The following is a 26,469-nucleotide window of genomic DNA, read 5'->3' on the forward strand; positions in this document are numbered from 1 at the left end:
GTAGGTAAATACAATGACAATCGAAATTAATGTACCAGACATCGGTGCTGACGAGGTTGAAGTAACTGAGATTCTTGTAAACGTTGGCGACAAGGTTGAAGAAGAGCAGTCACTGATCACTGTTGAAGGCGACAAAGCTTCAATGGAAGTTCCTGCGTCTCAAGCGGGTATCGTTAAAGAAATCAAGATTTCAGAAGGTGATTCTGTTTCTACTGGTTCTCTTATCATGATCTTCGAAGCGGAAGGTGCTGCAGCAGCACCGGCTGCGCCAGCAGTTGAAGCGGCGGCACCAGTTGCAGCTGCTCCTGCAGCGGCGGCCCCTTCTGTTGCGAACGAACTGAAAGAAGTTCACGTTCCTGATATCGGCGGTGATGAAGTTGAAGTAACTGAAATCATGGTAGCTATTGGTGACGCAGTAGAAGAAGAGCAATCTCTTCTTACTGTTGAAGGTGACAAGGCTTCAATGGAAGTACCTGCACCATTCGCTGGTATCGTTAAAGAAATCAAGATCGCTTCTGGTGATTCAGTATCTACTGGTTCTCTAGTAATGGTATTTGAAGTGGCAGGTTCTGGCGCACCAGTTGCAGCCGCTCCAGCAGCATCTGCTGAGAAAGAAGTGAACGTTCCTGATATCGGCGGCGACGAAGTAGAAGTTACTGAAATCATGGTAGCGGTTGGCGATACAGTAGAAGAAGAGCAATCTCTAATTACTGTTGAAGGCGACAAAGCTTCAATGGAAGTTCCTGCACCCTTCGCTGGTACAGTGAAAGAAATCAAGATTGCAGCTGGTGATACAGTGTCAACTGGCTCTCTAATCATGACTTTCGTTGTTGAAGGCGCAGCGCCTGTAGCGGTAGCTGTTTCAGCTCCAGCACAAGCAGCAGCTCCAGCGGCGGCATCGGCTCCTAAAGCTGAAGCAGTAGCTCCAGCAGCTGGCGACTTCCAAGAGAACGGTGACTACGCGCACGCATCTCCAGTCGTTCGTCGTCTTGCTCGTGAATTTGGCGTTAACCTTTCTAAGATTAAAGGTACTGGTCGTAAGAGCCGTATCCTTAAAGAAGACGTTCAGTCTTACGTTAAAGATGCACTTAAGCGTTTAGAGTCTGGTGCTGCAGCATCTGGCAAAGGCGGCGACGGTTCTGCTCTTGGTCTACTACCATGGCCAAAAGTTGACTTCAGTAAGTTCGGCGAAACTGAAATTAAGAAGCTTTCTAAAATTAAGAAAATTTCTGGCGCTAACCTACACCGTAACTGGGTAATGATCCCGCACGTTACACAGTGGGACAACGCAGACATCACTGAGCTAGAAGCATTCCGTAAAGAACAGAACGCAATCGAAGCGAAGAAAGACACTGGCATGAAGATCACTCCACTTGTGTTCATCATGAAAGCTGTTGCGAAAGCACTAGAAGCATTCCCAGCATTTAACTCTTCTCTTTCTGACGATGGCGAAAGCATCATTCTTAAGAAGTACGTAAACGTGGGTATCGCTGTTGATACACCAAATGGTCTAGTTGTTCCTGTCTTCAAAGACGTGAACAAGAAAGGCATTTACGAGCTATCTGAAGAACTAATGGTTATTTCTAAGAAAGCGCGTTCAGGCAAGCTGACAGCGGCAGACATGCAAGGCGGTTGTTTCACAATCTCTAGCCTTGGTGGTATTGGCGGTACTGCATTTACTCCAATCGTAAATGCTCCAGAAGTAGGTATCCTAGGTGTATCTAAGTCTGAGATTAAGCCAGTTTGGAATGGTAAAGAGTTCCAACCACGTCTACAGCTTCCACTTTCTCTATCATACGATCACCGCGTGATCGATGGTGCTGAAGGTGCACGCTTCATTACTTTCCTAAACAGCGCACTATCTGACATTCGTCGTCTAGTACTGTAATTGAGAAAGTAATTATTAAGGTGACTTTCGGGTCACCTTAATTCTTTATATAAAGACTATTTTTAGAGAACAGTTTCCGGCATTTCTCATAAACTGCGGGGGAATTGTTGTCTAGCTCACAGGCTAACTTAAAGCTACTTTCACACTGTTAACATCTCTGTAAAATGTTTCCTGTTTGAAAGCCCAATAATTTTAAGAACATCTACTCAGCCTGTTAGGGATAATGACTACAAGAGGTCACAATGAGCAAAGAAATTAAAGCCCAAGTTGTTGTACTTGGTTCAGGTCCTGCTGGCTACTCAGCGGCATTCCGTTGTGCGGATTTAGGTCTAGAAACAGTACTAGTTGAACGTTACAGCACTCTTGGTGGTGTATGTCTAAACGTTGGTTGTATTCCATCAAAAGCACTTCTTCACGTTTCTAAAGTAATTGAAGAAGCAAAAGCGATGGCAGAGCACGGCGTTGTATTCGGCGAGCCACAAACGGACATCAACAAAGTTCGTATCTGGAAAGATAAAGTAGTTGATCAACTGACTGGCGGTCTTGGCGGTATGGCTAAGATGCGTAATGTTACTGTTGTTAACGGTTTCGGTAAGTTTACTGGTCCTAACAGCATCGAAGTTGTTGGCGAAGAAACGACAACAATTAACTTTGATAATGCAATCATTGCAGCGGGTTCTCGCCCAATCAAACTTCCGTTCATTCCACATGAAGACCCACGTATTTGGGATTCTACGGATGCACTAGAACTAAACGAAGTACCAGAAAAACTGCTTATCATGGGCGGCGGTATCATCGGTCTTGAGATGGGTACGGTTTACCACTCTCTAGGTTCTAAAGTTGAAGTTGTTGAGATGTTCGATCAAGTTATCCCAGCTGCGGATAAAGACATCGTTAAAGTCTTCACTAAACGCATCAAGAACAAGTTCAAGCTAATGCTTGAAACTAAAGTGACTGCTGTTGAAGCGAAAGAAGACGGCATCTACGTTTCAATGGAAGGCAAAAAAGCACCAGCTGAAGCTGAGCGCTACGACGCTGTTCTTGTTGCTATCGGTCGTGTTCCAAACGGTGCACTTATCGACGCTGAAAAAGCGGGTATCGAAGTTGATGAGCGTGGTTTCATCAATGTTGATAAGCAAATGCGTACTAACGTTCCTCACATCCACGCGATCGGTGACGTTGTTGGTCAACCAATGCTTGCTCACAAAGGTGTGCATGAAGGTCACGTAGCTGCTGAAGTTATCTCTGGTAAGAAGCATTACTTCGATCCTAAAGTAATTCCATCAATTGCGTACACTGAGCCAGAAGTTGCTTGGGTAGGTAAGACTGAGAAAGAAGCGAAAGCGGAAGGCCTGAACTACGAAGTTGCTACTTTCCCTTGGGCTGCTTCTGGTCGTGCAATCGCTTCAGACTGTGCAGACGGTATGACTAAGATGATCTTCGATAAAGATACTCATCGCGTAATCGGTGGTGCTGTTGTTGGTACTAACGGTGGTGAACTTCTTGGCGAAATCGGCCTAGCAATCGAAATGGGTTGTGATGCAGAAGATATCGCACTGACTATCCACGCTCACCCAACTCTACATGAGTCTGTTGGTCTAGCTGCGGAAGTATTCGAAGGTTCAATCACTGACCTTCCAAACAAAAAAGCAGTGAAAAAGAAGAAGTAATTCTTTTTTAGCCACTCGCTAATGTTTCTAAAAGCCGTTGATTCGTCAGCGGCTTTTTTGTATCTGTTGGGAAGGGCACTACGCTCTGAGATTAGAGTGTGCTCGCATCGGGATACGAAAGGACAACACATCAAGGTGGACGGAAATAAAAAAGGATTGACGCAGTACGTCAATCCTTTAGTTTTATTCGAATCTACTTATAAATACACAACATGTTCAGGTAGCTGTCTGTCAGGTTAGACAGCTCTTCATTTGTTTCTACACGTTTCGCTTGAATGAATAGTGAGTAGCAAATGCCGTGGAACAGATTCGCAAGATGCTTAGGATCGTGATCGTCACAAACTTCGCCACGCTCAATCGCTTTGCTAAACATGTTTTGTACTAACATTTGGTTAGTGCGGTTGGTTGTTACGAATAGAGGCCATACTTCATCACGAGTAGACGCACTCCATTCGAACCACACATTCAGCCAATGGCAATCGTGAGCCACCAAAGTCACCATTTCAGTCGCAATATTATGTAAGTTCTCTTTTGCGTGAATATCGAGATCGATATTGTCTGAAAGGAAGTTCGAGAATTGGCGAACCACGTGATTAAGCACTTCATCAACAAGATCTTCACGAGTTGGGAAGTAGTTAAATACGGTTGCCACTGATACCTGAGCAATGTCTGCTATATCAGCATGTCCACCGCGGCCAATGCCACGACGAGAGAACACCTCAAGTGCGATTTCCATCAATTGAAGTTTTCTTTTTAAGGGTGAAAGCCTAGTTCTAGGTCTCTTAGATATTGAGTCCATTTTGTTTTCCTTGCCAACGAATTTTTTATATTAATGATTTTATTATTATTTAAGCCAAGATGAGTGTAATGGTGCATATGCAAATGGTCAATCCTTTGAGCTTCTTTTATAGACAGTTACGTCAAACTTGATACATAAAGCGTGATCAGTATGGATGAGAAAGAAAGCGAGTATTGGATAAGGCATCTGTGCACATTTCACTGAGAATCTAACAGTAAATTCGAACCATAAGGTGGTGTGGGTATTTGAGCAATGCTAGACTTACGCACGAAATGAGCGGCACCAATGGCAGAACTGTCTAAACTTGTCGCAATCACCAAATAAAATGAGAGCAGTATGAAGCATACAGTTGAAGTCATGATCTCTGAGCAAGAAGTTCAGGATCGAGTGAACGAACTAGGTAAACAGATCACGGAGCACTACAAAGGTAGTGAAGATCTTGTTTTAGTTGGCTTATTACGTGGATCTTTTGTCTTTATGGCAGATCTTGCTCGTGCTATCGATTTAACTCACCAAGTTGATTTCATGACCGCGTCTAGCTACGGCAATGGCATGGAAAGCTCGCGTGATGTACGTATTCTGAAAGATCTTGATGATGATATTCAAGGCAAAGACGTTCTACTTGTAGAAGACATTATCGATACAGGTAATACTCTGACTAAAGTGAAAGAGATTCTGAGCCTACGTGGTCCTAAATCTATCGAAATTTGTACGCTACTCGACAAGCCTTCTCGCCGTGAAGTGATTGTTGATACTAAGTGGATTGGTTTTGCAATTCCTGACGAATTCGTTGTTGGTGTGGGTATCGACTACGCACAAAAATATCGTCACCTACCATACATCGGTAAAGTTGTGCCTCAAGAGTAATTATCGCTCTGTTGAACTCGAACAAAAAAGGCTCGCATAATGCGAGCCTTTCTATATCTGTGCTTAAGCGTTATCTGCGATTTAGCATTATATATTGGATCTAAGAGCTAACAGTTAACCAAGGATTGGGGATGATAGGATGTTATGCAGCGCTTCTAAATGACTGTTTTCTAACGTGTCATTGCTTGAGCAACGAACGCCAAGGTCTTGTAGTTTTCCATTGCCAATACCATAAACAACACCGTGGATTTCAATATCTTGTCCACGTTCCCATGCGGTTTGCATGATGGTTGAGTTACCGAGGTTGTAGACTTGCTCCGCAACGTTAATTTCGCACAGCTTGTCACCCCATTGTTCACGAGGTAGAGATTCGATCTGTTTGCGGTACTTAAGGTAGTTATCACGAATGTGGAGCAGCCAGTTATTGATTAGGCCTAGCTTAGGATTATCAATGGCCGCATTCACACCACCACAACCATAGTGGCCGCACACAATGATGTGTTTAACTTTGAGGACGTCAACCGCGTATTGCACAACCGATAAGCAGTTGAGGTCGGTATGAACTACTTGGTTAGCCACATTTCGGTGAACAAACAATTCTCCAGAATATAAACCAGTGAGACGCTCGGCCGGTACACGGCTATCTGAGCAGCCTATCCATAAAAAACCAGGGCTTTGACCCTCTTCAAGCGTTGTAAAATACTCAGGTCTTTGAGAGCGAATTTCTTCAGACCATTTAGAGTTGTTTTCAAAAAGCTGTTTAATCTCTGGCATTTTGCGTCTTACATCCCTTTATTAAGAACTGTAACTATACACAATGTTACAAATTCAATCCCGTAAAAACTGCGTCAACACGCACTCATCTGACGTGTTCTAGTCGTTAAAATCATTAACTTAGCACAGAAGCTACTATCTGGTTATAAGTCATGAATAATGTGATTGAATTAACACTTTCTGTCTGACCAACTCATTTGTTAAAGTTATACGGTTTGTCATTTCATCATCAGGAAGGTGTGTTTTGTTTGGAAGTCGTTTTGCGGATATCAATCTCAAAGGTGACATGTTTGGCGGTGTGACTACAGCCATCATTTCATTGCCTTTAGCGTTGGCATTTGGTGTCGCTTCTGGGGCGGGTGCTGAAGCAGGCTTATGGGGCGCTATCATGGTCGGTCTATTTGCGGCGTTGTTTGGCGGTTCGAGCAGTCTGATATCAGAACCTACCGGGCCAATGACGGTGATCATGACGGCAGTGATGACGAGCATGGTGGCGAAGTACCCTGAAACCGGAATGGCAATGACCTTTACCGTGGTAATGATGGCGGGTGCTTTTCAGATATTACTCGGTACATTAAAGCTCGGAAAGTACGTCACTTTGATGCCATATAGCGTGATCTCCGGATTTATGTCCGGTATCGGCGTTATTCTTATTATCTTGCAATTGTCTCCATTATTAGGTCATGCAGCTCCAGCTGGCGTGGTGATGGGCACGCTTTCTGCGCTACCTGATACGTTGGCCAACTTGAAAATAAGTGAGTTGTTCTTAGGAGCATTAACGTTAGGCATTCTTTTCGGTTTTCCAGCTAAATACCGCAAGTATGTGCCAGCTCAGCTCGTTGCTTTGGTTACCGTTACTCTGTTATCAGTCATCATTTTTGATACCGATTCTATTCGCCGTATTGGGGAAATCCCAGCGGGTTTACCTTCTCTTGTTATTCCTACTATTAGCTCTGAGCAATTTACTACCATGGTTATCGACGCTTTGGTGCTGGGTACGCTTGGTTGTATTGATACGCTTCTTACCGCTGTGATTGGAGACTCATTAACTCGTAAGGAACACGACTCGGACAAAGAACTTCGCGGGCAGGGTATCGCGAATATGATTTCCGGTTTGTTTGGTGCGCTCCCCGGTGCTGGTGCGACTATGGGCACCGTGACCAATATTCAGGTGGGTGCTCGCTCTCCGCTTTCTGGTGTCATTCGAGCCTTGGTGCTGGCATTAGTAGTATTGGTTGCTGGTGGCTTAACCGAACCTATTCCTATGGCGGTTTTGGCTGGCATAGCGATGTATGTTGGTTTCAATATTCTTGATTGGAGTTTCATCCAACGTGCGCATAAGGTGAGCTATGCAGGCATGGGCGTTATGTATGGCGTGATGCTGCTGACCGTATTTGTTGATTTGATTATAGCTGTCGGACTGGGTGTTTTTATTTCTAACATTCTGATTATTGAACGATTAAGCAGAGAACAAGCCAGACAAGTTAAAGCGATTAGTGATGGTGATGATGAAGACGATATCCCTTTGACCGATAGTGAACGTCAATTGTTAGATAGTGCCAATGGCAAGGTGTTGTTCTTTTATCTTTCTGGCCCGATGATTTTCAGTGTTTCAAAGGCGATTTCACGCCAGCACTCAAGTATCTCTGACTATGAAGCCATGATCTTGGATCTGACTGATGTGCCGATGATTGATGTGACGGTTGGGCTTGCATTAGAAAATGCCATTAAAGATGCTTTAGATGCAGAGTGCGAAGTGTACCTGCTTTGTCCTAATGAGAATACTCGTCAACAATTAGAGAAATTCCACGTGCTTGATCTCGTACCTGAGTCCAATACCTATCGATTTAGATATGAAGCGCTGACCGCGGCAACAAGTTATGTGGATAGAGATGAGCATCAGTTTGGCTCGGTCTAACCTTTAGCCTAAATTGACCTATTCGCTTTAACTGAATTGGTCGCGCAATAGATTTAAGTTGTTGAACCGATTCTATTAATAGGTGAATAATGCCGTTAAGTTAATGACTTGACGGCATTTTTTGTTATTAGAGAGTTTAAATGATGATGTTCCATCAAAATAAACTGGTAATCGCTATTTGTATTAATCGTAATTCAACGATAGACTTGTTTGCAAAATGGCCGTGCAGATAAGTATGGGTTGGTGCTTTCAACCTGTTCGCTTAAAGCTTCACACCCTTCCTCATGCGCGGCTAACAACACCTATCTATAGCAATGGCAGTCTATCTCTATGTATGCATTAGAAATTGAGCAATTAAGAAAAATTTATGCTGGGGGCTTTGAGGCTCTTAAAGGCGTTAGTTTACAAGTAGAAAAAGGCGATTTTTACGCACTGCTTGGTCCAAATGGTGCAGGTAAATCAACCACCATTGGTGTTATCTCTTCACTGGTTAACAAAACTTCAGGCAAGGTTAAAGTGTTCGGTTTCGACATTGATACCGATTTGGAGTTGGCAAAACAGAATTTAGGCTTAGTACCTCAAGAGTTTAACTTTAATCCGTTCGAAACGGTTGAGCAGATTGTATTGCAACAAGCTGGCTACTACGGTGTGTCAAAATCACTGGCGAAAGAGCGAGCGAAAAAATACTTATCTCAACTCGATTTGTGGGAAAAACGTGGCGAACGTGCACGTAACTTGTCTGGTGGTATGAAGCGTCGTTTGATGATCGCTCGTGCACTGATGCATGAACCACAGTTGTTGATTCTTGATGAACCAACTGCTGGTGTTGATATAGAACTGCGCCGCTCAATGTGGGGGTTTCTTAAAGAGATCAATGAGGAGCAGGGCATTACCATTATCTTGACTACGCATTACCTAGAAGAAGCGGAAATGCTGTGTCGCAACATTGGTATCATCAACCGCGGTGAGCTGATTGAGAATACGACAATGAAGTCGTTGCTGGGTAAGTTGAGTGCAGAGACCTTTATTCTTGATCTTGAAGAGGGTACGCCTGAGCCCAAGCTTGAAGGTGTAAATAGCCAAGTGATGGTGAATGGCTCTTTGGAAATCGAAATCGACAAGAACCTAGGTTTGAACACGATTTTTGCTCAATTGAGTGAACAGCAGGTGAAAGTTCGCTCTATGCGTAACAAAGCAAACCGTTTAGAAGAGCTATTTGTGAGTATTGTCCGTGAGGGGAGTAAATAATATGTACAGCCTATATTGGACCGCTTTCTGTAGCTTGTTGACCAAAGAGATCAATCGCTTTACTCGTATCTGGGTGCAAACGCTTGTCCCGCCAGCGATTACCATGACGCTGTATTTCATCATCTTTGGCAACCTTATCGGTGCGCGTATTGGTGAAATGAACGGCTTTAGCTACATGGAATACATTGTTCCCGGCTTGATCATGATGTCGGTTATCACTAACTCATATTCCAACGTGGCCTCATCGTTCTTTAGTGCCAAGTTCCAAAAAAATATTGAAGAGCTACTTGTAGCGCCAGTTCCTAACTATGTGATTATCGCTGGTTTCGTAATGGGTGGTGTGGTGCGTGGCTTGTTGGTCGGTATGATCGTAACGTTTGTATCACTGTTTTTTGTCGATCTACAAGTTGATCACTGGGGTGTGATTATTGCAACAGTGTTCCTGACTTCAGTTGTGTTCTCATTGGGTGGTCTAATTAACGCGGTATTTGCACGTACGTTTGATGATATCTCTATTATCCCGACCTTTATTTTAACGCCGTTGACGTATCTTGGTGGTGTGTTTTACTCAATCAGTCTGCTGCCTGAAGTTTGGCAGAGTGTATCGAAGTTGAACCCTATCGTTTATATGGTAAACGCGTTCAGATATGGCTTCTTAGGCGTGTCTGATGTCGGTATTGCCACGTCGTTTGGTGTACTGGGTGTGTTTATCGTCTTGCTGTATGGCATTGCACACTACTTGGTGACAAAAGGTATCGGCTTGCGTAGTTAATAAATAGCGGATTAAGCTCTGAATGACAGACAAAGAAAAAGGTCGATATTACATCGACCTTTTTTATGTCTTGCGTTCAAGCTAGAGGCTGATTACTCCGCCGTTTCTTCTTTCACTTCTTCTTTAGTTTCCGTTACCAAATCGAGAACTTGGTTGTCGATAAGACGCGTCTTACCTAGGAAAGCTGACATCAGAATCACGGCTTGCGTGGATTCTGAAGTGATAGCTTGCAACGTTTTAGCATCGCAAATGAAGATTTCATCGGGTTGAAGATCGGCTGCACGAAGCTGGTCTGTCGCATCTTCAATAACAGATGCGTAGTCATCACGACCGCCACGAATTGCGCTGCTGACCCAACGCATAGTACGCGCTAGAACAGGTGCTCGTTGACGCTCATCAATTGTCAAATTGCTATTGCGAGAGCTCATTGCCAAGCCATCCATTTCACGAACGGTCGCTACGCCGATAACTTCAATGTCTAACGCTAAATCTGTTGTCATCTGGCGAATAACAGCAAGTTGCTGGAAATCTTTCTCACCGAAGCATGCAAAGTTTGGCTGAACGATATTAAACAGCTTAGTGACAATCGTTGATACGCCGCGGAAGTGACCCGGACGAGACGCGCCTTCAAGCATGTGAGATATACCAGGGACTTCAACAAACGTCTGTTTGTCTAACCCATCTGGGTACATGACTTCTGGCGTCGGTGTAAACACTAGCTCAACGCCTTCACCTGTGAGTTTGTTTAGGTCAGCTTCTAACGTACGAGGGTAGTTGTTCAAGTCATCGGCACGCTCGAACTGCATTGGGTTAACAAAGATGCTTACCACAACAATATCAGCCAGTTCACGAGCTTTTTTGACCAGAGTCAGGTGACCTTCATGCAGGTTTCCCATTGTAGGGACAAAAGCAACCGTACGTCCATCACGCTTAAACTGTTTAATCTGCTCACGAAGAGCCGCTATTTCAGCAAAAGTTTGCATAGTTACTCCTAAGCGATTGTATGAGCATCATCAGGGAAACGTGCGCTCTCTACTTCTTCTTTGTATAGAGCGACGGCTTTACGTATATCACCTGTTTCAGCTAGGAAATTCTTAGAGAATTTCGGCATGTAGTTCGCAGAAATACCGAACATGTCATGCATAACCAAGATCTGACCATCGGTAACATTACCTGCGCCTATACCGATAACCGGTACGTCACAAGCTTCTGTAATTCTTTTTGCCAATGAAGCCGGCACACATTCAAGCAGTACGATCTGAGCTCCTGCGTTTTGCAGTGCTAGAGCGTCAGCAACCATTTTGTCAGCTTGCTCGTCGTCACGACCTTGTACTTTGTAACCACCAAAAATGTTCACAGATTGAGGCGTTAAACCTAAGTGTGCACATACTGGTACTGCGCGTTCTGTAAGCATCTTCACAGTATCAACCAACCAGCTTCCGCCTTCGATTTTTACCATGTTCGCACCAGCACGCATCAAGGTTGCTGCGCTCTCACAGGCTTGCTCTGGCGTTGCATAGCTCATGAAAGGCATGTCAGCCATAAGAAGACAGTTTGGGCTACCCGCACGCACTGAGCGCGTATGGTAAGCAATCTCTTCAACGGTTACTGGCAGTGTGTCGTTATGGCCTTGTAGAACCATACCCAGTGAGTCACCGACAAGCAGTACTGGCATTTCTTGGCTTTCGAATAATTGAGCAAAGCTCGCATCATAAGCTGTCGAAGTCGCGAATTTACGGCCTTCTCGTTTACATTTGATAAGGTCGTTAATGGTTACTTTTTTCATTGGTTTTCCTTAATGCGTTTGGCTATTGTTGCCAAACATTGAGCCCGTTCTTATCAACTAACTTGAGTAAGTCCGACAGCTCAGTCCCATCAGGGAGTTGTAAACTTGGTGCGATTTCAGCAAGCGGGTAGAGTACAAACTCTCGTTCTTTCATTCCATAATGAGGAACGGTTAAGCGCTCTGAATCGATCACCTCATTGCCGTACAATACAATGTCGAGATCCAAGGTTCTTGGTCCCCAACGTTCGTCTTTACGGACGCGCCCTTGCTCTAATTCGATTGTTTGAGTGCAATCAAGTAGTTCAATTGGCGTTAATTCGGTTTGGATTGCGACTACCGCGTTGATGTAGTCAGGTTGGTTTTGCGGTCCCATTGGAGTGCTACTATATAGCTGAGAGGTCGCAATAAACGTTGATCGCGGTAGGCTTTTTAGCGTTTCGATAGCCAAATTCGCTTGGCTAACAGGGTCGGCAAGGTTGCTGCCGACCGCAATATAAGCCGTTATCATTCGGATGGCTTACTTTTTTTATTTCGGTAAGTCTTACGGCGACGATGACCTGATTTTGATGGTGCAGCAACGTCGTTAGCCATCGCTTGACGCATGTTGCGACCTGCGGTTTGATAACGCTCCCACCATTTTGCTAGCTCTTTGGTTTCGCCACCCTCTATCTCGCCACGCATTTCTAGGAAATCGTAGCCAGCACGGAACTTGTTGAGTTCCATCAGGCGAACGGCACGTTTACCGTTACGGCGAGGCAGTCTCAGTTGCAGTTGCCAAATTTCACGAATGGTTGCAGTGTGACGACGAGGAATCGCAATCGATTTTACTTGTTGATCAAGGATGATGTTGCTCGCTTCCATGATCGCATCGTAATGAGCCATACCTTGTTCATCAACAAGTTTGTCAGCGAGCTTATTCATTGGGTACCAAAGAATTGCTGCAAACATAAATGCTGGATTTACTCGCTTACCCTCTTCAATACGAAGATCGGTTGAGTCGAGGACCAAATCAAGCATCTGTTCGGTATGAGAATCGTAACTTTCAGTGAAGTGCTCAGCGATAGACGGGAACATCTGTTGGAACAGGTTGTATTCACGCATCAGGTGGTAGGTTTCTAAACCATGACCTGATTGAAGTAACTTCAGAGATTCCTCGTAAAGGCGCGCTGCTGGGATATCTTTTAGCAGGTGTGCAAGCTCTTCGATAGGGTCAGCTGTGTCTTCTTCAATATCGAAATCCAGTTTTGCGGCAAAGCGCATCGCACGTAACATACGTACAGGGTCTTCGCGGTAGCGAGTTTCTGGATCGCCAATTAAGCGGATCAGTTTATCTTCTAAATCTTCAACACCACCCGCGTAATCGTGAATGCTGTAGTCTGCAATGTTGTAGTACATGGCATTGATCGTGAAATCACGACGCTCTGCATCTTCATCAACACTGCCGTACACATTATCGCGTAACAGCATGCCTTCTTTAGATTGCGCAGACTCGTTTTTTGATGGCTCTTGATGGTGACCACGGAAAGTGGCTACTTCAATGATGTCACGACCAAACATGATATGCGCCAAGCGGAAACGGCGGCCGATGAGGCGGCAGTTTCTGAAGAGGTGCTTGATTTGTTCTGGCGTTGCGTTGGTCGCTATATCAAAATCTTTTGGCTGAGAGCCTAATAAGATATCGCGTACACCACCACCAACTAAAAACGCGTCAAAACCCGCACCATTTAAGCGATATAACACTTTTAGTGCGTTATCACTGATCTGCTTGCGTGAAATACTGTGCTCTTGACGAGTATAAATATTCAGTGCTAATTCGTGGAATCCGCGTTGTTCGCTTGGGGTATTGTCGTTTGTATTCATTAGTTTAGAACAAAGTAGGTATCGCCAACTCTGTTTTTCTCTTAGTCCAAAGTGGTAGTGCAGGGTGTAATTGCGGCTAATAATAACTTAGCGCGAGCCATTTGAGAACATCGTCTGCTTAACCGCTGCTGTTGGTTATGGCATTTTTATGTGTCGTTTTTACTATTTGCCGTTCATTTCGAGCTAATTACAGTGCTCTTTTTGTAAACTATCAGGTAATTGACTGACGTTCCATTGTTGACTGCCCCACGATAAAATATCATCCATTGAGGCCTCATTTAGGGCTTCCGGTATATCAAAACCCAAGAATCGCATGGCGTTGATTAACGTTGGTTTTGGATTGTCGAGGTCTATCGCGGTGGCATGGTTCTGTTTTGACAGTTTATTCCCCAAGTCATCGGTTGCCAATGGTAAGTGCAAGTAACTCACGGTTTTTTGTTTGAGTGTTTTATACAAACTAATTTGTCGACCTGTTGGTTCTATTAAGTCTGCGCCTCTCACTACCTCAGTAATTCCTTGTTCTACGTCATCAAGAACCACGGCCAAGTTATAGGCAAACAATCCATCCCTGCGTTTGATAATGAAATCTTCTTCAGCCAACGCTTTAGGGATTTCAATCTTGCCGTGACGAACATCGTCAAAAGACTCGACTGGAAAGTCCATGCACAAGCGCACGGCTTGTTCGCCTGAATCAATCAAACCGGCATGTCGACAACGGCCAGTATAAAACCCTCCTAAGGACTTTATCTGTTTGCGGGTGCATTGGCAGTAATAAGCCTGGCTGTCCGCGACCCATTGGTTGATTTGCGCCTGATAAAATTCATGACGCTGGCTTTGATAAACGACTGTGCCATCCCAAAATAGGTGGTAAGCCTCAAGCGTCTTAAGAATAAGGTCTGCAGCTCCGGCCATTTCTCTTGGAGGATCTAGATCCTCCATACGAACGAGCCATTGTCCTTGGTTAGATTTCGCTTGAAAGTAGCTACCAAGCGCAGCAACAAGTGAACCAAAATGAAGAGGACCTGACGGTGATGGTGCAAAGCGCCCGATATAATTCATGAGTGAACAACCTAATCTAGAGGGTACCGCAGTAGCCGATTCTTAAGACGTTTAACTATTGGGTAGTACGTTTAGCTATCGTTTAATACGCTTAACAATCGCAGTAATAAACGAAGTTAAATCGTTTATTTGTTACTAGTAGCGTGAAATCTTTCGCTTAGATAGCAAACAAAAAAGGGAGCCAAAGCTCCCTTTCTTTACATCCGCAAGAATTAACCTTGCATCTGTTTCTCTTTGATCTCTGCAAGTGTTTTACAGTCAATACAAAGATCAGCAGTTGGACGAGCTTCAAGACGACGAATGCCAATCTCGACACCGCAAGAGTCACAGAAGCCGAAATCGTCTTCTTCGATCTTGTCTAGTGTCTTCTCAATTTTCTTGATAAGACGACGCTCACGGTCACGGTTACGTAACTCTAGGCTGAATTCTTCTTCTTGAGAAGCACGGTCAACTGGGTCTGGGAAATTCGCTGCTTCGTCCTGCATATGGTGCACAGTACGATCAACTTCTTCCCTGAGCTGGTTGCGCCAAGCTGCTAAAATTTTTGTAAAATGTTCCGTTTGCTCAGGTGACATGTACTCTTCACCTGGCTTTGCTTGGTACGGTTCAACACCTGCGATGGCTAGGATGCCTAGCGCTTTTTTCTTAGATTCTGGCATACAGCATCTCCTATTTACACCTAGTCAACTGCAAAGCAGCTAATTTTAAGGCGGGTATCTATAGCAGAAAGAACGAATGGTGGCAAATACTCTTATACAAACTTGCAATCAATGTGATTAGTTCAGCATCTTTGCTTAGCTATTGATAAATTCAACGGCTTGTTTTAGTTGTATTTGAGTACTGCTGAGCTCTGCTTTATAGCAAAGCACTTCAACTCCAGCGTCTTGTGCTTGTTTTAGTAATAACGAATATTTGGCGTCTATATGGTGTGCCGCGGACACTTTTTCAATGCCTGAATGCAAAACAGTGAATAAAAGTACGGCTCTATTTCCAGATTCGACCATTTCTGTGAGTTCACGCAGATGTTTTTGGCCTCTGGTTGTCACTGCATCAGGGAAAAAACCTTGCCCCTTCGTAGACGTTTCTTGTTTAGTTGACGTTTGTTGCTCGTCGAGCAAAGTGACGCTTTTTACTTCAATATAACAAGGCGGCTTTTCGTTATCTTCAAGCAGAATATCAATTCGACTATTCTCACTGCCATACTTAACTTCAGTCCGTAACGCGTTGTATCCTAAGAGTTCAACTATAGTCCCATTTTCAATTGCTTCCACTGCAAGCTGGTTTGCTCGCGCAGTATTTACACAAATACGGTGACCTTTGTCTGTTTCTGAGATCTCCCAGCTGTTTGGGTATTTTCTTTTTGCGTTATCTGATGTTGAGTACCACACCGTGTTGCCTGGGGTAGCGCATCCCGTCATCGCTCCGGTGTTAGCACAGTGAATAGTACGCTCGCTGCCGTCTGGAAGTTTGATGTCAGTGAGAAAACGTTTATAGCGTTTGATAAGAGTCGCTGGCTCTAATGGAGGATTGAAGTGCATATTACTTATTTAGACAGGTAGGTTTTTATGTACAATGTTGCCAACATTACACCACAAGGTTCTCCCATTGCCACAACTGCCCATTGAAGCTGTGATACCAGATCTGCTCGCTGGTATAAAAACACACACTCAACTTATTCTAAAGGCCGCTCCCGGTGCAGGTAAGTCAACATTCTTTCCCTTACAGCTTGTTAAGACCAATGCCGTTCAAGGCAAAATTATCATGCTTGAACCAAGGCGTTTAGCCGCAAGGAATATTGCGACTTACTTAGCGAGCCAATTGGGAGAGAAGGTGGGGAAAAGCATTGGTTTTAGAGTTCGTGGTGAATCTAAAACCAGCAGCTCGACGCGCTTGGAAATCGTTACCGAAGGAATCATGACGAGAATGATCCAAACCGACCCTGAATTGACTGGGGTTGATATGGTGATCTTTGATGAGTTTCATGAGCGCAGTATCCATGCAGATACCGCGCTGGCCTTTAGTCTCGAGATCCAAGAAGCACTGCGTGATGATCTAAAAGTGGTGGTGATGTCGGCGACGTTAGATCAACAAGCTTTGCAATCATTGTTACCCAACGCCAAATACGTTGAATCTAAAGGACGCACCTTTCCTGTTGATTTTCGCTATCAACCTCTTAACTCAAATGATTACTTGGCCCCTAAGATGGCCAACGTGATTCGCTCTCTGATGGAGAAACAGTCCGGCTCACTTTTGGCTTTCTTGCCGGGTGTCTCGGCGATTAAACAGGTCGAATCTCAACTAGAACAACTCGCCAGAGATATCGATGTGTGCCCTCTGTATGGGCAACTCAGCTTTCCTCAACAACAAAAAGCGATCGCGCCATCGAAACAAGGGCGTCGAAAAGTGGTGTTGGCCACTAACATTGCTGAAACCTCTTTGACGATTGAAGGCATTCGATTAGTCGTCGATTCAGGGTTAGAACGAGTTGCAAAGTTTGATTTGAAAACGGGTATTACTAAGCTTGAACAAGTGAAAATCTCGCAGTCTTCTGCTGAACAAAGAGCAGGGCGAGCGGGACGAATTGAAGAGGGGCTGTGTGTACGTTTGTACAGCGAAACACAGCTGATGCAGCAACCTGCTGTGCCAGAACCTGAGATTCTTCATTCTGATTTGTCTTCGTTGGTGTCTGAATTGACGCAATGGGGAGCCTCAAGTGCTGATGAATTACAATGGTTAGACCTCCCACCGAAAGCCTCAACAGAACAAGCCAAGCAACTCTTACAAAACCTGGAACTGTTAGACGGTAATGGTCAATTTACGGCATTAGGAAAACAGGCTCAACGCTTAGGGCTTGAACCTCGCATCGCCAGTATGTTGGTTAAAGCGCAGCAAAGCAGCCAAGAACTATTGAATGTCGCGATTGTTGCTGCCGCTTTACTTGAAGAGCCAGAACGCAACGTGACGAATATTCAGCATTCGTTGCACCGACTGAAGCAAAGAAAACACTCAAAAAATAGCGTTGTGATGCAGCGAGCGAAAAGTCTCGCCAGCAAACTCAAACATCACTTAGATTTGTCACAACTTGACGAATCATTGCTACCATTAGTGCTTTGTTTTGCATTTCCAGATCGTATAGCTCAATCAAGAAGTGTAACTGGTAATGCTTTTCTTCTTGCTAACGGCCACGGTGCTGAGGTTCGTGATGATGACCCATTGGCGAACAATGACTATATCGTAGTGATTGATTTGATGCGTAGCACAGGGCGAGCCAGCCAGATTTTCTTAGCCACTGCCGTTGATATTTCGCAGCTAGAAGCTGAATTCCCAAAACTGTTTGTGCGTTCAGATTACGCCGATTGGGATGAGAAACGTGGCCGCTTAGTGGCAGAGCAGCGAGTGTCTTTGGGTAAGTTGATTATCAGCACCAAAGCTTTACCTGAGCCAGATGCTAATCAGGCGAGCAAAGCGCTACTCAATTATATCGCTCGATGCGGACTAGATCGCTTACATTGGACACCTTCGGCTAGGCAGCTCGTTGAGCGTGTACGCTGTGCAGATCTTTGGATGTCTGAACATGATTGGCCAGCGATGGATGATGCGAGCTTAATTGAACATATTGATGAGTGGCTTTCGCCGTATTTGAATGGCATTAAGTCTGCCAAAGGGCTGTCGAATGTATCGATTGAACAAGCACTGTCGGCATACCTTGGATGGCCTTTGAATCAAGAAATCGACCAATGGCTGCCAACGAACCACCTGATGCCAACAGGCAGTAAAAAGGCGATTCGCTACCAGTATCAGTCTGAGCCTGTGATCTCAGTTCGAATGCAGGAAGTCTTTGGTGAACAAGACTCGCCATTGATAGCGCAAGGGCGTAAGAAAGTGGTGCTTGAGCTACTTTCTCCAGCTCAACGACCATTGCAAATCACTCAAGATTTAGCTGGCTTTTGGGCTGGTGCGTACAAAGAAGTACAAAAAGAAATGAAAGGCCGTTACCCAAAACATCCTTGGCCAGATGACCCTGCTAACCATGTAGCAACCACTAAAACCAAACGACAGTTGAATCGATGATGACCAAAATGTTAACGCCAAAAAAGGCACCACCTAAAAAAGCGCCAGCAAAGAAGTCACCAGCGACCAAAACCAAGCCTAGAAAGCCAAGAGCAGCAGCGAAAAAGACTAAACCTAAAGCTAAGCCGTCTGGCAAGAGAGGTTGGTTGAAGATCCTGTGGGGCATTTCTTGGAAAGCAGGTTTGGCACTTGCTGCATTGCTGTTGTTCGTCGGAATTTATTTAGATTCCGTGGTTAAGCAACGCTTTGAAGGCCAGTTATTTGACCTGCCAACCATTGTGTATGCTCGTGTGTTGGATCTATCTCCGGGTACTCAAGTTAACTTGATACAAGTGAAGAATGAGCTGGATGTACTTAACTATCGGAAGGTGAATTCTCCTCGTCATCCAGGAGAGTACTCTTCATCCTCAACCAAGATTGAAATGATTCGTCGACCGTTCGAGTTTGTTGATGGGCCAGAAGCGGACCGCCATGTGATGCTGCATTTCAATGGCAACGAATTAACTCGTATTCAGTCGCTAGAGAAAACAGGCGACATGGGTTACCTGCGTGTTGAACCGAAAATGCTTGGAATGCTTGAAAAAAGTAATGATGAGCAGCGTTTGTTCTTAAAACGCAACCAGTTCCCTGAAGTGATGGTCGATGCATTATTGGCCACCGAAGACCGAAACTTCTATCAACATGATGGTGTATCACCGCTCGCGATAGCACGTGCGATGGTGGTTAACGTTAAAGCAGGGAGAACGGTGCAAGGTGGCAGTACGCTGACTCAACAGTTGGCAAAAAACCTGTTCTTATCCAGTGAGCGCACACTGTGGCGTAAGGTTCGCGAAGCCTATATTGCACTTATCTTGGATCATCGTTACAGCAAAGACCGCATCTTAGAAGCCTACTTAAACGAGGTTTATCTTGGGCAAAATGGTGGACAAGCGATTCATGGTTTTGGTTTAGCATCTCGCTTGTACTTCGGACAACCCATTCAAGAACTCCGAATCGACCAACTAGCACTGCTTGTCGGTATGGTGAAAGGACCTTCGTATTACAACCCAGTTCGTTACCCTGAACGCGCAAAAGCACGACGTGATTTGGTTCTGCGTCTGTTGATGCAACAAGACATACTGACATCTAAACAGTATGAAGAAGCGGCAAGTCGCGACCTGGACATTCAAGATAACCCTCGTATTGCCAGCCGTCAGCCAGCTTACTTCCAACAAGTTAATATTGAACTTAAGAAATATGTTGGCGATCGATTTGAGGCTCAAAAAGGTATCAGAGTCTTTACTTCTCTCGATCCGGTCTCCCAAGACAAGCTAGAGAAATCGATAGCGCGTAAAGTGCCTGACTTGTCAAAAACGGCGGGTAATAAGCTTGAAGCAGCTGCAATTGCAGTTGATCGAAATACCGGTGAAATCCGAGCTATGGTAGGCGGTAAACGTACCGGTTACGATGGCTTTAATCGCGCTTTAAATGCAAGTCGTCCTATTGGTTCATTAGTTAAGCCTGCAATCTACCTGACAGCATTAGAACAACCACAGAAGTACACATTGGCGACAACCTTGATGGATACGCCATTGAGTTTGAAAGGCAGTAAAGGCAGTGTATGGAGCCCTAGGAACTTCGACCGTAAGTTCCGTGGCGAAGTACCATTATATGTGGCGCTTTCTAAGTCTTATAACGTGCCAACCGTTCGCTTAGGGATGCAGTTAGGCATTGATAGTGTTTCAGAAACGATCGGAAAATTGGGTGTAGATAAAAACGAGATTCGTCCGGTGCCATCGATGTTTTTGGGTTCATTTTCACTAACACCGTTTCAGGTAGCACAGATGTATCAGACGATTACCAATTCTGGCCGTATTGCGCCTTTGTCTGCGCTTCGTTCTGTGGTTGATAATGAAGGTGAGGTTTTGTATCAGTCGATTCCTCGCGTGTCACAAAGCGTTGATCAGCAAGCCGCTTGGCTAACAACCTATGCGATGAAGCGTGGTGTGTCGGAAGGTACTGGTCGTTTCTTACAAGGTCAGTTTGCATGGGCTGGATTAGCCGGTAAAACGGGAACCAGTAACGATAGCCGAGACAGTTGGTTTGTTGGTGTGGATGGACGTGAAGTAACCACAATTTGGTTAGGACGTGATGACAATAAACCGACCAAATTGACAGGCTCTAGTGGTGCATTACGTGTTTATGCTGATTACTTGAAACAGAGAACGCCAGAGCAACTACTATTGCCTTGGCCGACCGGAATCGCGACAGCCCACTTTACTCGAACGCCGGAAGGCGCTTTAGAATTAGACTGCGATGGCGCCGTTAAATTGCCGGTGTGGGATGAGAGTGGAAATATTAAAAAGGGTTGTGAAAGTCAACCAAAACAGTGGCTAAAAAAGCTTTTTCAGTGGTAAAGTCATAACAGAAAAGAATGACAAGGATAGTTAAATAATGATTTCTCGTTGGTTAGTGAGCGGCTTAGGTATTGTCGGTACGGTGATCAGTTTCCAGCTGTTTGCATCTACCGTGACAAAAGTTGATCAATCTCAACAGGCTGAACAAGCTCATAAAAGACCAACGGTTGCCGTTGTTCTTGCCGGTGGCGGAGCAAAAGGTGCTGCTCATATTGGCGTTCTTAAAGCCCTAGAAGAGATGCAAATCCCTGTCGATTATATTACTGGCACTAGTATGGGCTCCTATGTTGGTGGGCTTTATGCGACAGGTATGAGCGCAGACGAGATCGAGAGCTTTATTTATACGGTTGATTGGAATCGCGGCTACCGTGACCGCGTTAACCGTAGTGATCGTCGTGTGCGTGACAAAGAATATGAAGACCGCTATCAACTGAATACCGACCTTGGTTTAGGTTGGGGAGAAATCAAAGCAAGGAAAGGTGTGGTTCAAGGTCAGAATATGTTGCGTATTCTACGTGAAACTACAGGTAACTTATCTCCATTTGATTCCTTTGATCAACTTGCAATTCCTTACCGTTCGGTTGCCACCGATATTATCAAACTCGAAGAAGTCGTTATCGACCATGGCCATCTAGTTGATGCCATGATGGCAAGTATGTCTGTGCCAGGTGCTTTGCCGCCTTATGAAGTTGATGGACGAATGCTGGTCGATGGTGGTGTAACCAACAACATGCCGGTTGATGTTGCCAGAGCAATGGGAGCCGATATCGTTATTGCGGTCGATATCAGTTCGAACTACAAAGACAAAGAAGACTTCACGACCTTCCTATCTGCGGCTGACCAACTCTCCAACTACCTGGTTCGTCGTAGCACTCAAGAGCAAGCTGAGACATTAACAGACGACGATGTGTTCTTACGCCCTGATGTTGGGCAAATGGACACCACGGAATTTGATAAAATGCCGGGTGCCTATCAAGCGGGTTATGATGCAGCGCGCGAGTACAGCTCTGAGCTTTCTAAGCTATCACTCTCTAACGCGGATTATCAGAAGTATATCGAGCATAAACAACAAGCTCGAAAACAATTAAAACACGGTGATCAAACCGTCGTCGATAAGGTAGTTATCAATAATAACAGCCACTATTCCGATAAATTGATTGAAAATCGTTTGCACCTCGACCCTGGAAAGATCCTTAAAACCAGTGAAATTGAATCTCAGGTTAAAGATCTTTATGCATTAGATCGTTTTGAATTGATTACTTATGAGTTTGAAAATGTCGATGGTGAAGATCAACTGCAGGTTGATGTGAATGAAAAATCATGGGGCCCTAATTACCTTAACTTTCGATTTTATCTTGAAGATGATTTTGCTACCGAGAGCCAGTATTCAATAGGGATGTCTGCGAACTTTACGGATATTAATTCACATGGTGCGGAGCTAAGAACGAATGTAGAAATGGGCACAGATAAGCTCATCGAGGCAGAGCTGTTTTCTCCTTTTTTCTCAAGCCATAAGCTATTTACCTCGGCATCACTGGTCTATAGCAATCAAAAACGAAACCTGCCTGCCAATATTGACGATATCGAAGAGCCGGGTCTTGAAGTAACTCAAGATTATTTGCCGATGACGTATAAAGAGTTTATTAGCGAGTTAGCATTAGGTTATCAACCAACGCTATGGCAAGAGTTGAAAGTAGGTCTTCGATATACGGATGGTGATATTGAAGTTGCATCTTTGCCGTCACTTGGCGGTGGTTCTTATAAACGTACCGGTGCTTTTATGAGTTATCGATTAGATACCCTCGATAACTTTAGCTTGCCGACGGAAGGTTACTTTGTTGACCTGGAATACCTGATTACCCATGATGAATTTGATTCAGATACAACGATCTCTGATACGGCGTTGACGACAGAAAGCGATACCGTCTATGAGTTTTCAGCTAATTTTATGGCGGCACAAAGTATTGAGAAGCATACTTTAGTCGCAAAGTTGGATTACGGTATTGTTGAAAGTAAGAACTCTATCTTTCCAATCGACCCTAAAGAGCTCGGTGGTTTCCTTAACTTGTCCGGTATCCCAAGAAACAGCATGATAGGCCAGAACTTAGCCTATACGAGTTTGATCTATCGTTATAAGTGGTTTGAAAATGACTTTGGCCTCTTTAAGTCGCCATTCTACGTGGGTGCGTCCATTGAGCATGGTGGTGTATGGTCGAACAATGATCTGAGCATTGACGAAGCGCCAATGTTCACCGCTGGCTCGGTCTTTGCCGGAGTCGACTCCCCTGTAGGACCAATTATTTTGGCTTATGGTAGAACCGAAGATAACTACGACTCGGTTTACTTAATTATCGGAACATCTTACAAATAAACATGCGTGGGATAGCTCTTTTTCCGACTAAATAGGCAAAAATCGTAGGACTTTCGTCTTAACTTGCTATGTTGGTCAAAATGATAAGATTTTAATTTAACGTTAAATTTGCTATTCTACCGCCCACAGTTTGGCCTCTATGATGCCGCTCATCAATACAAATTGAATGACAAAAATGGCAATGGAGAGCCAAGTTTCCAAGGATGTTCACTTCTTTATTTTACTAATAATTATGAAGATAAGAAGTGAACCGCAATGAGAGGAAAAAAGTCGTGCTTGAAGCCTACCGTAAACACGTCGAAGAACGTGCTGCCGAGGGAGTTGTTCCAAGACCACTAGATGCTGAGCAAGTCGCTGGCCTAGTTGAACTTCTAAAGAACCCACCTCAAGGTGAAGAAGAATACCTTCTTGACCTACTAGAAAACCGAATTCCACCAGGCGTTGATGAAGCTGCTTATGTAAAAGCTGGCTTCTTGACGGCGATTACGAAAGGTGAAGTAGCCTCTCCACTAGTGAGCAAAGTAAAAGCGGCTCAGCTGCTTGGTACTATGCAAGGTGGCTACAACATCGAATCTCTAGTATCTCTACTAGAAGATGCAGAGCTTGCTCCAATTGCTGTTAAAGCTCTTTCTCATACTCTGCTTATGTTCGATGCTTTCTACGATGTAGAAGAGAAAGCGAAAGCAGGTAACGCTTCAGCACAACAAGTACTTCAATCTTGGGCTGATGCGGAATGGTTTACAGCGAAAAACAAAGTAGCTGAAAAAATCACCGTTAAAGTATTTAAAGTCACGGGTGAAACGAACACCGATGACCTATCTCCAGCTCCTGATGCATGGTCACGCCCAGATATCCCAGTACACGCAAAAGCGATGCTGAAGATGGAACGTGAAGGTATCAATCCTGATGAGCAGGGCAACGTTGGTCCAATCAATCAAATTGAAGAAATGCAAAAAGACGGCATTCCACTGGCATACGTTGGTGATGTTGTTGGTACCGGGTCTTCACGTAAGTCGGCAACTAACTCAGTGCTTTGGTTTATGGGTGAAGATATCCCATTCGTACCAAACAAGCGCACGGGTGGTGTTTGCCTAGGTGGTAAAATTGCCCCAATCTTCTACAACACAATGGAAGATTCTGGCGCACTACCAATTGAACTAAACGTTCAAGACATGAACATGGGCGATATCATTGATATCTACCCATATGAAGGTGTTGTGCATAAAAACGGTTCTGTGATTTCAAACTTTGAACTAAGCAAAGTATTGCTAGATGAAGTTCGTGCTGGTGGTCGTATTCCACTGATCATTGGTCGTGGCTTAACGGGTCGTGCTCGTGACGCTCTAGGTCTAGCTGAAACTGATTTGTTTGCTAAACCAATCGACCCTTCAGCTTCTGACAAAGGCTACACGCTAGCTCAGAAAATGGTAGGTAAAGCATGTGGCGTTGAAGGCGTACGTGCTGGTCAGTACTGTGAACCTAAAATGACAACAGTAGGCTCTCAAGATACTACGGGTCCTATGACGCGTGATGAGCTGAAAGATCTGGCTTGTCTTGGTTTCTCTGCTGACCTTGTTATGCAGTCTTTCTGTCACACATCTGCATACCCTAAACCAGTTGATGTAAACACTCACCATACGCTGCCTGATTTCATCATGAACCGTGCAGGTGTTTCACTTCGCCCGGGTGATGGTGTTATTCACTCATGGCTAAACCGTATGCTTCTGCCTGATACTGTTGGTACAGGTGGTGATTCGCATACTCGTTTCCCTCTAGGTATTTCGTTCCCAGCAGGTTCTGGCTTAGTAGCATTTGCTGCAGCAACAGGTGTTATGCCTCTTGATATGCCTGAATCAATCTTGGTTCGCTTTAAAGGTGAAATGCAGCCGGGTATCACGCTACGTGACCTTGTACATGCAATTCCTCTTTACGGTATCAAGCAAGGTTTACTGACCGTTGAAAAAGCCGGTAAGATCAATGAATTCTCTGGTCGTGTACTAGAGATTGAAGGTGTTGACCACCTGTCTGTTGAGCAAGCATTTGAACTTTCAGATGCATCTGCTGAGCGTTCTGCTGCGGGTTGTACCGTTAAGCTGTCTCAAGAGTCTATCGAAGAGTATCTGAACTCGAACGTCGTTATGCTTAAGTGGATGATCGCGGAAGGTTACGGTGATGTTCGTACTATCGAACGTCGTATTACGGCAATGGAAGAGTGGCTAGCGAACCCTGAGTTGCTTGCTGCTGATTCAGATGCTGAATACGCTCATGTTATCGAGATTGATCTTGCTGACATTGACCAACCAATCCTATGTGCACCGAATGATCCAGATGATGCTCGTCTTCTTTCTGACGTTCAAGGTACTGAGATTCAAGAAGTGTTCATCGGTTCTTGTATGACGAACATCGGTCACTTCCGTGCTGCAGGTAAGATGCTTGAAGAGTTTAATGGCTCTTTGAATACTCGCCTATGGGTTGCTCCGCCAACTAAGATGGATAAAGACCAACTGACAGAAGAAGGCTACTACGGCATCTTCGGTCGTGCTGGGGTTCGTATTGAAACCCCGGGTTGTTCATTATGTATGGGTAACCAAGCTCGTGTTGCTGATGCTTCGACGGTTATGTCTACGTCTACTCGTAACTTCCCGAACCGTTTGGGTAATGGTGCGAACGTTTATCTAGCTTCTGCTGAGCTTTCTGCTGTTGGTGCGATTCTTGGTCGTATTCCAACTAAAGAAGAGTACTTAGCGTACGCTGAGAAGATTAATGCAACAGCTGCAGATACATACCGTTACCTGAATTTCCATAAAATGGGTCAGTACACGGAAAAAGCAGACACTGTTATCTTCCAAGAGCCCGCATAAGCACTTTATAGATAGTAAGTCAGTACTTACTGCATTGCGGTAACGTACTCACTGTTAATACAACGCCTTCTCTATACGAGAGGGCGTTTTTGTTTATGCGTGTTGCTGGTGGCTTGTTCTTAGTGATTT

19 protein-coding genes are annotated in these 26,469 nt (G+C 44.6%); 10 read left to right on the forward strand and 9 right to left on the reverse strand.

The features are described 5' to 3' along the window. Window positions 1–13 precede the first annotated feature (13 nt). Together aceF and lpdA are read left to right on the forward strand one after the other, a co-directional pair. Complete coding sequence (gene aceF / locus OCV36_RS02805) at window positions 14–1,888, forward strand: pyruvate dehydrogenase complex dihydrolipoyllysine-residue acetyltransferase (protein ID WP_135457160.1); 1,875 nt, start codon at window positions 14–16, stop codon at window positions 1,886–1,888. 242 nt (window positions 1,889–2,130) lie between these two features. Further along, window positions 2,131–3,558, forward strand: coding sequence for a dihydrolipoyl dehydrogenase (gene lpdA / locus OCV36_RS02810; protein ID WP_004735450.1), 1,428 nt, complete (start codon window positions 2,131–2,133; stop codon window positions 3,556–3,558). A 193-nt stretch (window positions 3,559–3,751) separates the two neighbouring features. Here the strand turns inward: lpdA and OCV36_RS02815 are convergent, their stop codons facing one another. Further along, window positions 3,752–4,357, reverse strand: coding sequence for a LuxR/HapR/OpaR family quorum-sensing transcriptional regulator (locus tag OCV36_RS02815; RefSeq protein WP_017073127.1), 606 nt, complete (start codon window positions 4,355–4,357; stop codon window positions 3,752–3,754). 336 nt (window positions 4,358–4,693) lie between these two features. Here OCV36_RS02815 and hpt point away from each other — a divergent pair, with 336 nt between their 5' ends. Further along, window positions 4,694–5,224: a hypoxanthine phosphoribosyltransferase gene (gene hpt, locus OCV36_RS02820; RefSeq protein WP_017073126.1), complete on the forward strand. Its 531-nt coding sequence runs from the start codon at window positions 4,694–4,696 to the stop codon at window positions 5,222–5,224. A 114-nt stretch (window positions 5,225–5,338) separates the two neighbouring features. On the opposite strand, the gene can is transcribed toward hpt, so the two are convergent. Further along, window positions 5,339–5,998, reverse strand: coding sequence for a carbonate dehydratase (gene can, locus OCV36_RS02825; RefSeq protein ID WP_135457158.1), 660 nt, complete (start codon window positions 5,996–5,998; stop codon window positions 5,339–5,341). A gap of 286 nt (window positions 5,999–6,284) precedes the next feature. On the opposite strand from can, the gene OCV36_RS02830 reads away from it, so the two are divergent. From OCV36_RS02830 to OCV36_RS02840, 3 genes are all read left to right on the forward strand, one after another. Further along, the gene (locus OCV36_RS02830) at window positions 6,285–7,916 is read left to right on the forward strand and encodes a SulP family inorganic anion transporter (RefSeq protein WP_210114726.1); all 1,632 of its coding nucleotides are present in this window, start codon (window positions 6,285–6,287) and stop codon (window positions 7,914–7,916) included. 330 nt (window positions 7,917–8,246) lie between these two features. Then, window positions 8,247–9,164, forward strand: coding sequence for an ABC transporter ATP-binding protein (locus OCV36_RS02835; RefSeq protein ID WP_135457154.1), 918 nt, complete (start codon window positions 8,247–8,249; stop codon window positions 9,162–9,164). Window position 9,165: 1 nt separating this feature from the next. Continuing rightward, window positions 9,166–9,936, forward strand: a complete 771-nt coding sequence (locus OCV36_RS02840) for an ABC transporter permease (protein WP_135457152.1) — start codon at window positions 9,166–9,168, stop codon at window positions 9,934–9,936. A 92-nt stretch (window positions 9,937–10,028) separates the two neighbouring features. Here the strand turns inward: OCV36_RS02840 and panC are convergent, their stop codons facing one another. The 7 genes from panC to sfsA form a co-directional block, all read right to left on the reverse strand. After that, the gene (panC, locus tag OCV36_RS02845) at window positions 10,029–10,919 is read right to left on the reverse strand and encodes a pantoate--beta-alanine ligase (protein ID WP_102552091.1); all 891 of its coding nucleotides are present in this window, start codon (window positions 10,917–10,919) and stop codon (window positions 10,029–10,031) included. Between the two features lie 8 nt (window positions 10,920–10,927). Further along, window positions 10,928–11,722 carry a 3-methyl-2-oxobutanoate hydroxymethyltransferase gene (gene panB / locus OCV36_RS02850; protein ID WP_135457150.1) on the reverse strand — a complete coding sequence of 265 codons (795 nt, stop codon included), beginning with the start codon at window positions 11,720–11,722 and terminating at the stop codon, window positions 10,928–10,930. Window positions 11,723–11,744: 22 nt separating this feature from the next. Next, entirely contained in the window at window positions 11,745–12,230 is a 486-nt protein-coding gene (gene folK / locus OCV36_RS02855) for a 2-amino-4-hydroxy-6-hydroxymethyldihydropteridine diphosphokinase (RefSeq protein WP_017073119.1), read from the reverse strand. Continuing rightward, window positions 12,227–13,582 carry a polynucleotide adenylyltransferase PcnB gene (pcnB, locus tag OCV36_RS02860; RefSeq protein ID WP_017073118.1) on the reverse strand — a complete coding sequence of 452 codons (1,356 nt, stop codon included), beginning with the start codon at window positions 13,580–13,582 and terminating at the stop codon, window positions 12,227–12,229. The genes folK and pcnB overlap by 4 nt, the downstream gene beginning before the upstream one ends. A gap of 183 nt (window positions 13,583–13,765) precedes the next feature. Next, the gene (gene gluQRS / locus OCV36_RS02865) at window positions 13,766–14,641 is read right to left on the reverse strand and encodes a tRNA glutamyl-Q(34) synthetase GluQRS (protein WP_135457148.1); all 876 of its coding nucleotides are present in this window, start codon (window positions 14,639–14,641) and stop codon (window positions 13,766–13,768) included. A gap of 212 nt (window positions 14,642–14,853) precedes the next feature. Beyond that, window positions 14,854–15,300: an RNA polymerase-binding protein DksA gene (dksA, locus tag OCV36_RS02870; RefSeq protein WP_017073117.1), complete on the reverse strand. Its 447-nt coding sequence runs from the start codon at window positions 15,298–15,300 to the stop codon at window positions 14,854–14,856. Between the two features lie 135 nt (window positions 15,301–15,435). Continuing rightward, complete coding sequence (gene sfsA, locus OCV36_RS02875; RefSeq protein ID WP_135457146.1) at window positions 15,436–16,179, reverse strand: DNA/RNA nuclease SfsA; 744 nt, start codon at window positions 16,177–16,179, stop codon at window positions 15,436–15,438. Window positions 16,180–16,213: 34 nt separating this feature from the next. Here sfsA and hrpB point away from each other — a divergent pair, with 34 nt between their 5' ends. The 4 genes from hrpB (at window position 16,214) to acnB (ending at window position 26,340) form a co-directional block, all read left to right on the forward strand. Next, complete coding sequence (gene hrpB / locus OCV36_RS02880; protein ID WP_135457144.1) at window positions 16,214–18,712, forward strand: ATP-dependent helicase HrpB; 2,499 nt, start codon at window positions 16,214–16,216, stop codon at window positions 18,710–18,712. Beyond that, window positions 18,709–21,108: a penicillin-binding protein 1B gene (gene mrcB, locus OCV36_RS02885; RefSeq protein ID WP_135457142.1), complete on the forward strand. Its 2,400-nt coding sequence runs from the start codon at window positions 18,709–18,711 to the stop codon at window positions 21,106–21,108. The genes hrpB and mrcB overlap by 4 nt, the downstream gene beginning before the upstream one ends. Before the next feature lie 37 nt (window positions 21,109–21,145). Next, window positions 21,146–23,479: a patatin-like phospholipase family protein gene (locus OCV36_RS02890; RefSeq protein WP_135457140.1), complete on the forward strand. Its 2,334-nt coding sequence runs from the start codon at window positions 21,146–21,148 to the stop codon at window positions 23,477–23,479. A gap of 272 nt (window positions 23,480–23,751) precedes the next feature. Then, a complete protein-coding gene (gene acnB / locus OCV36_RS02895) occupies window positions 23,752–26,340 on the forward strand; it encodes a bifunctional aconitate hydratase 2/2-methylisocitrate dehydratase (RefSeq protein WP_135457138.1) in 2,589 nt (862 codons plus the stop codon). Window positions 26,341–26,469 lie beyond the last annotated feature (129 nt).

Origin of the sequence: Vibrio echinoideorum (assembly GCF_024347455.1) — a bacterium.
In the GTDB taxonomy this organism is placed as follows: domain Bacteria; phylum Pseudomonadota; class Gammaproteobacteria; order Enterobacterales; family Vibrionaceae; genus Vibrio; species Vibrio echinoideorum.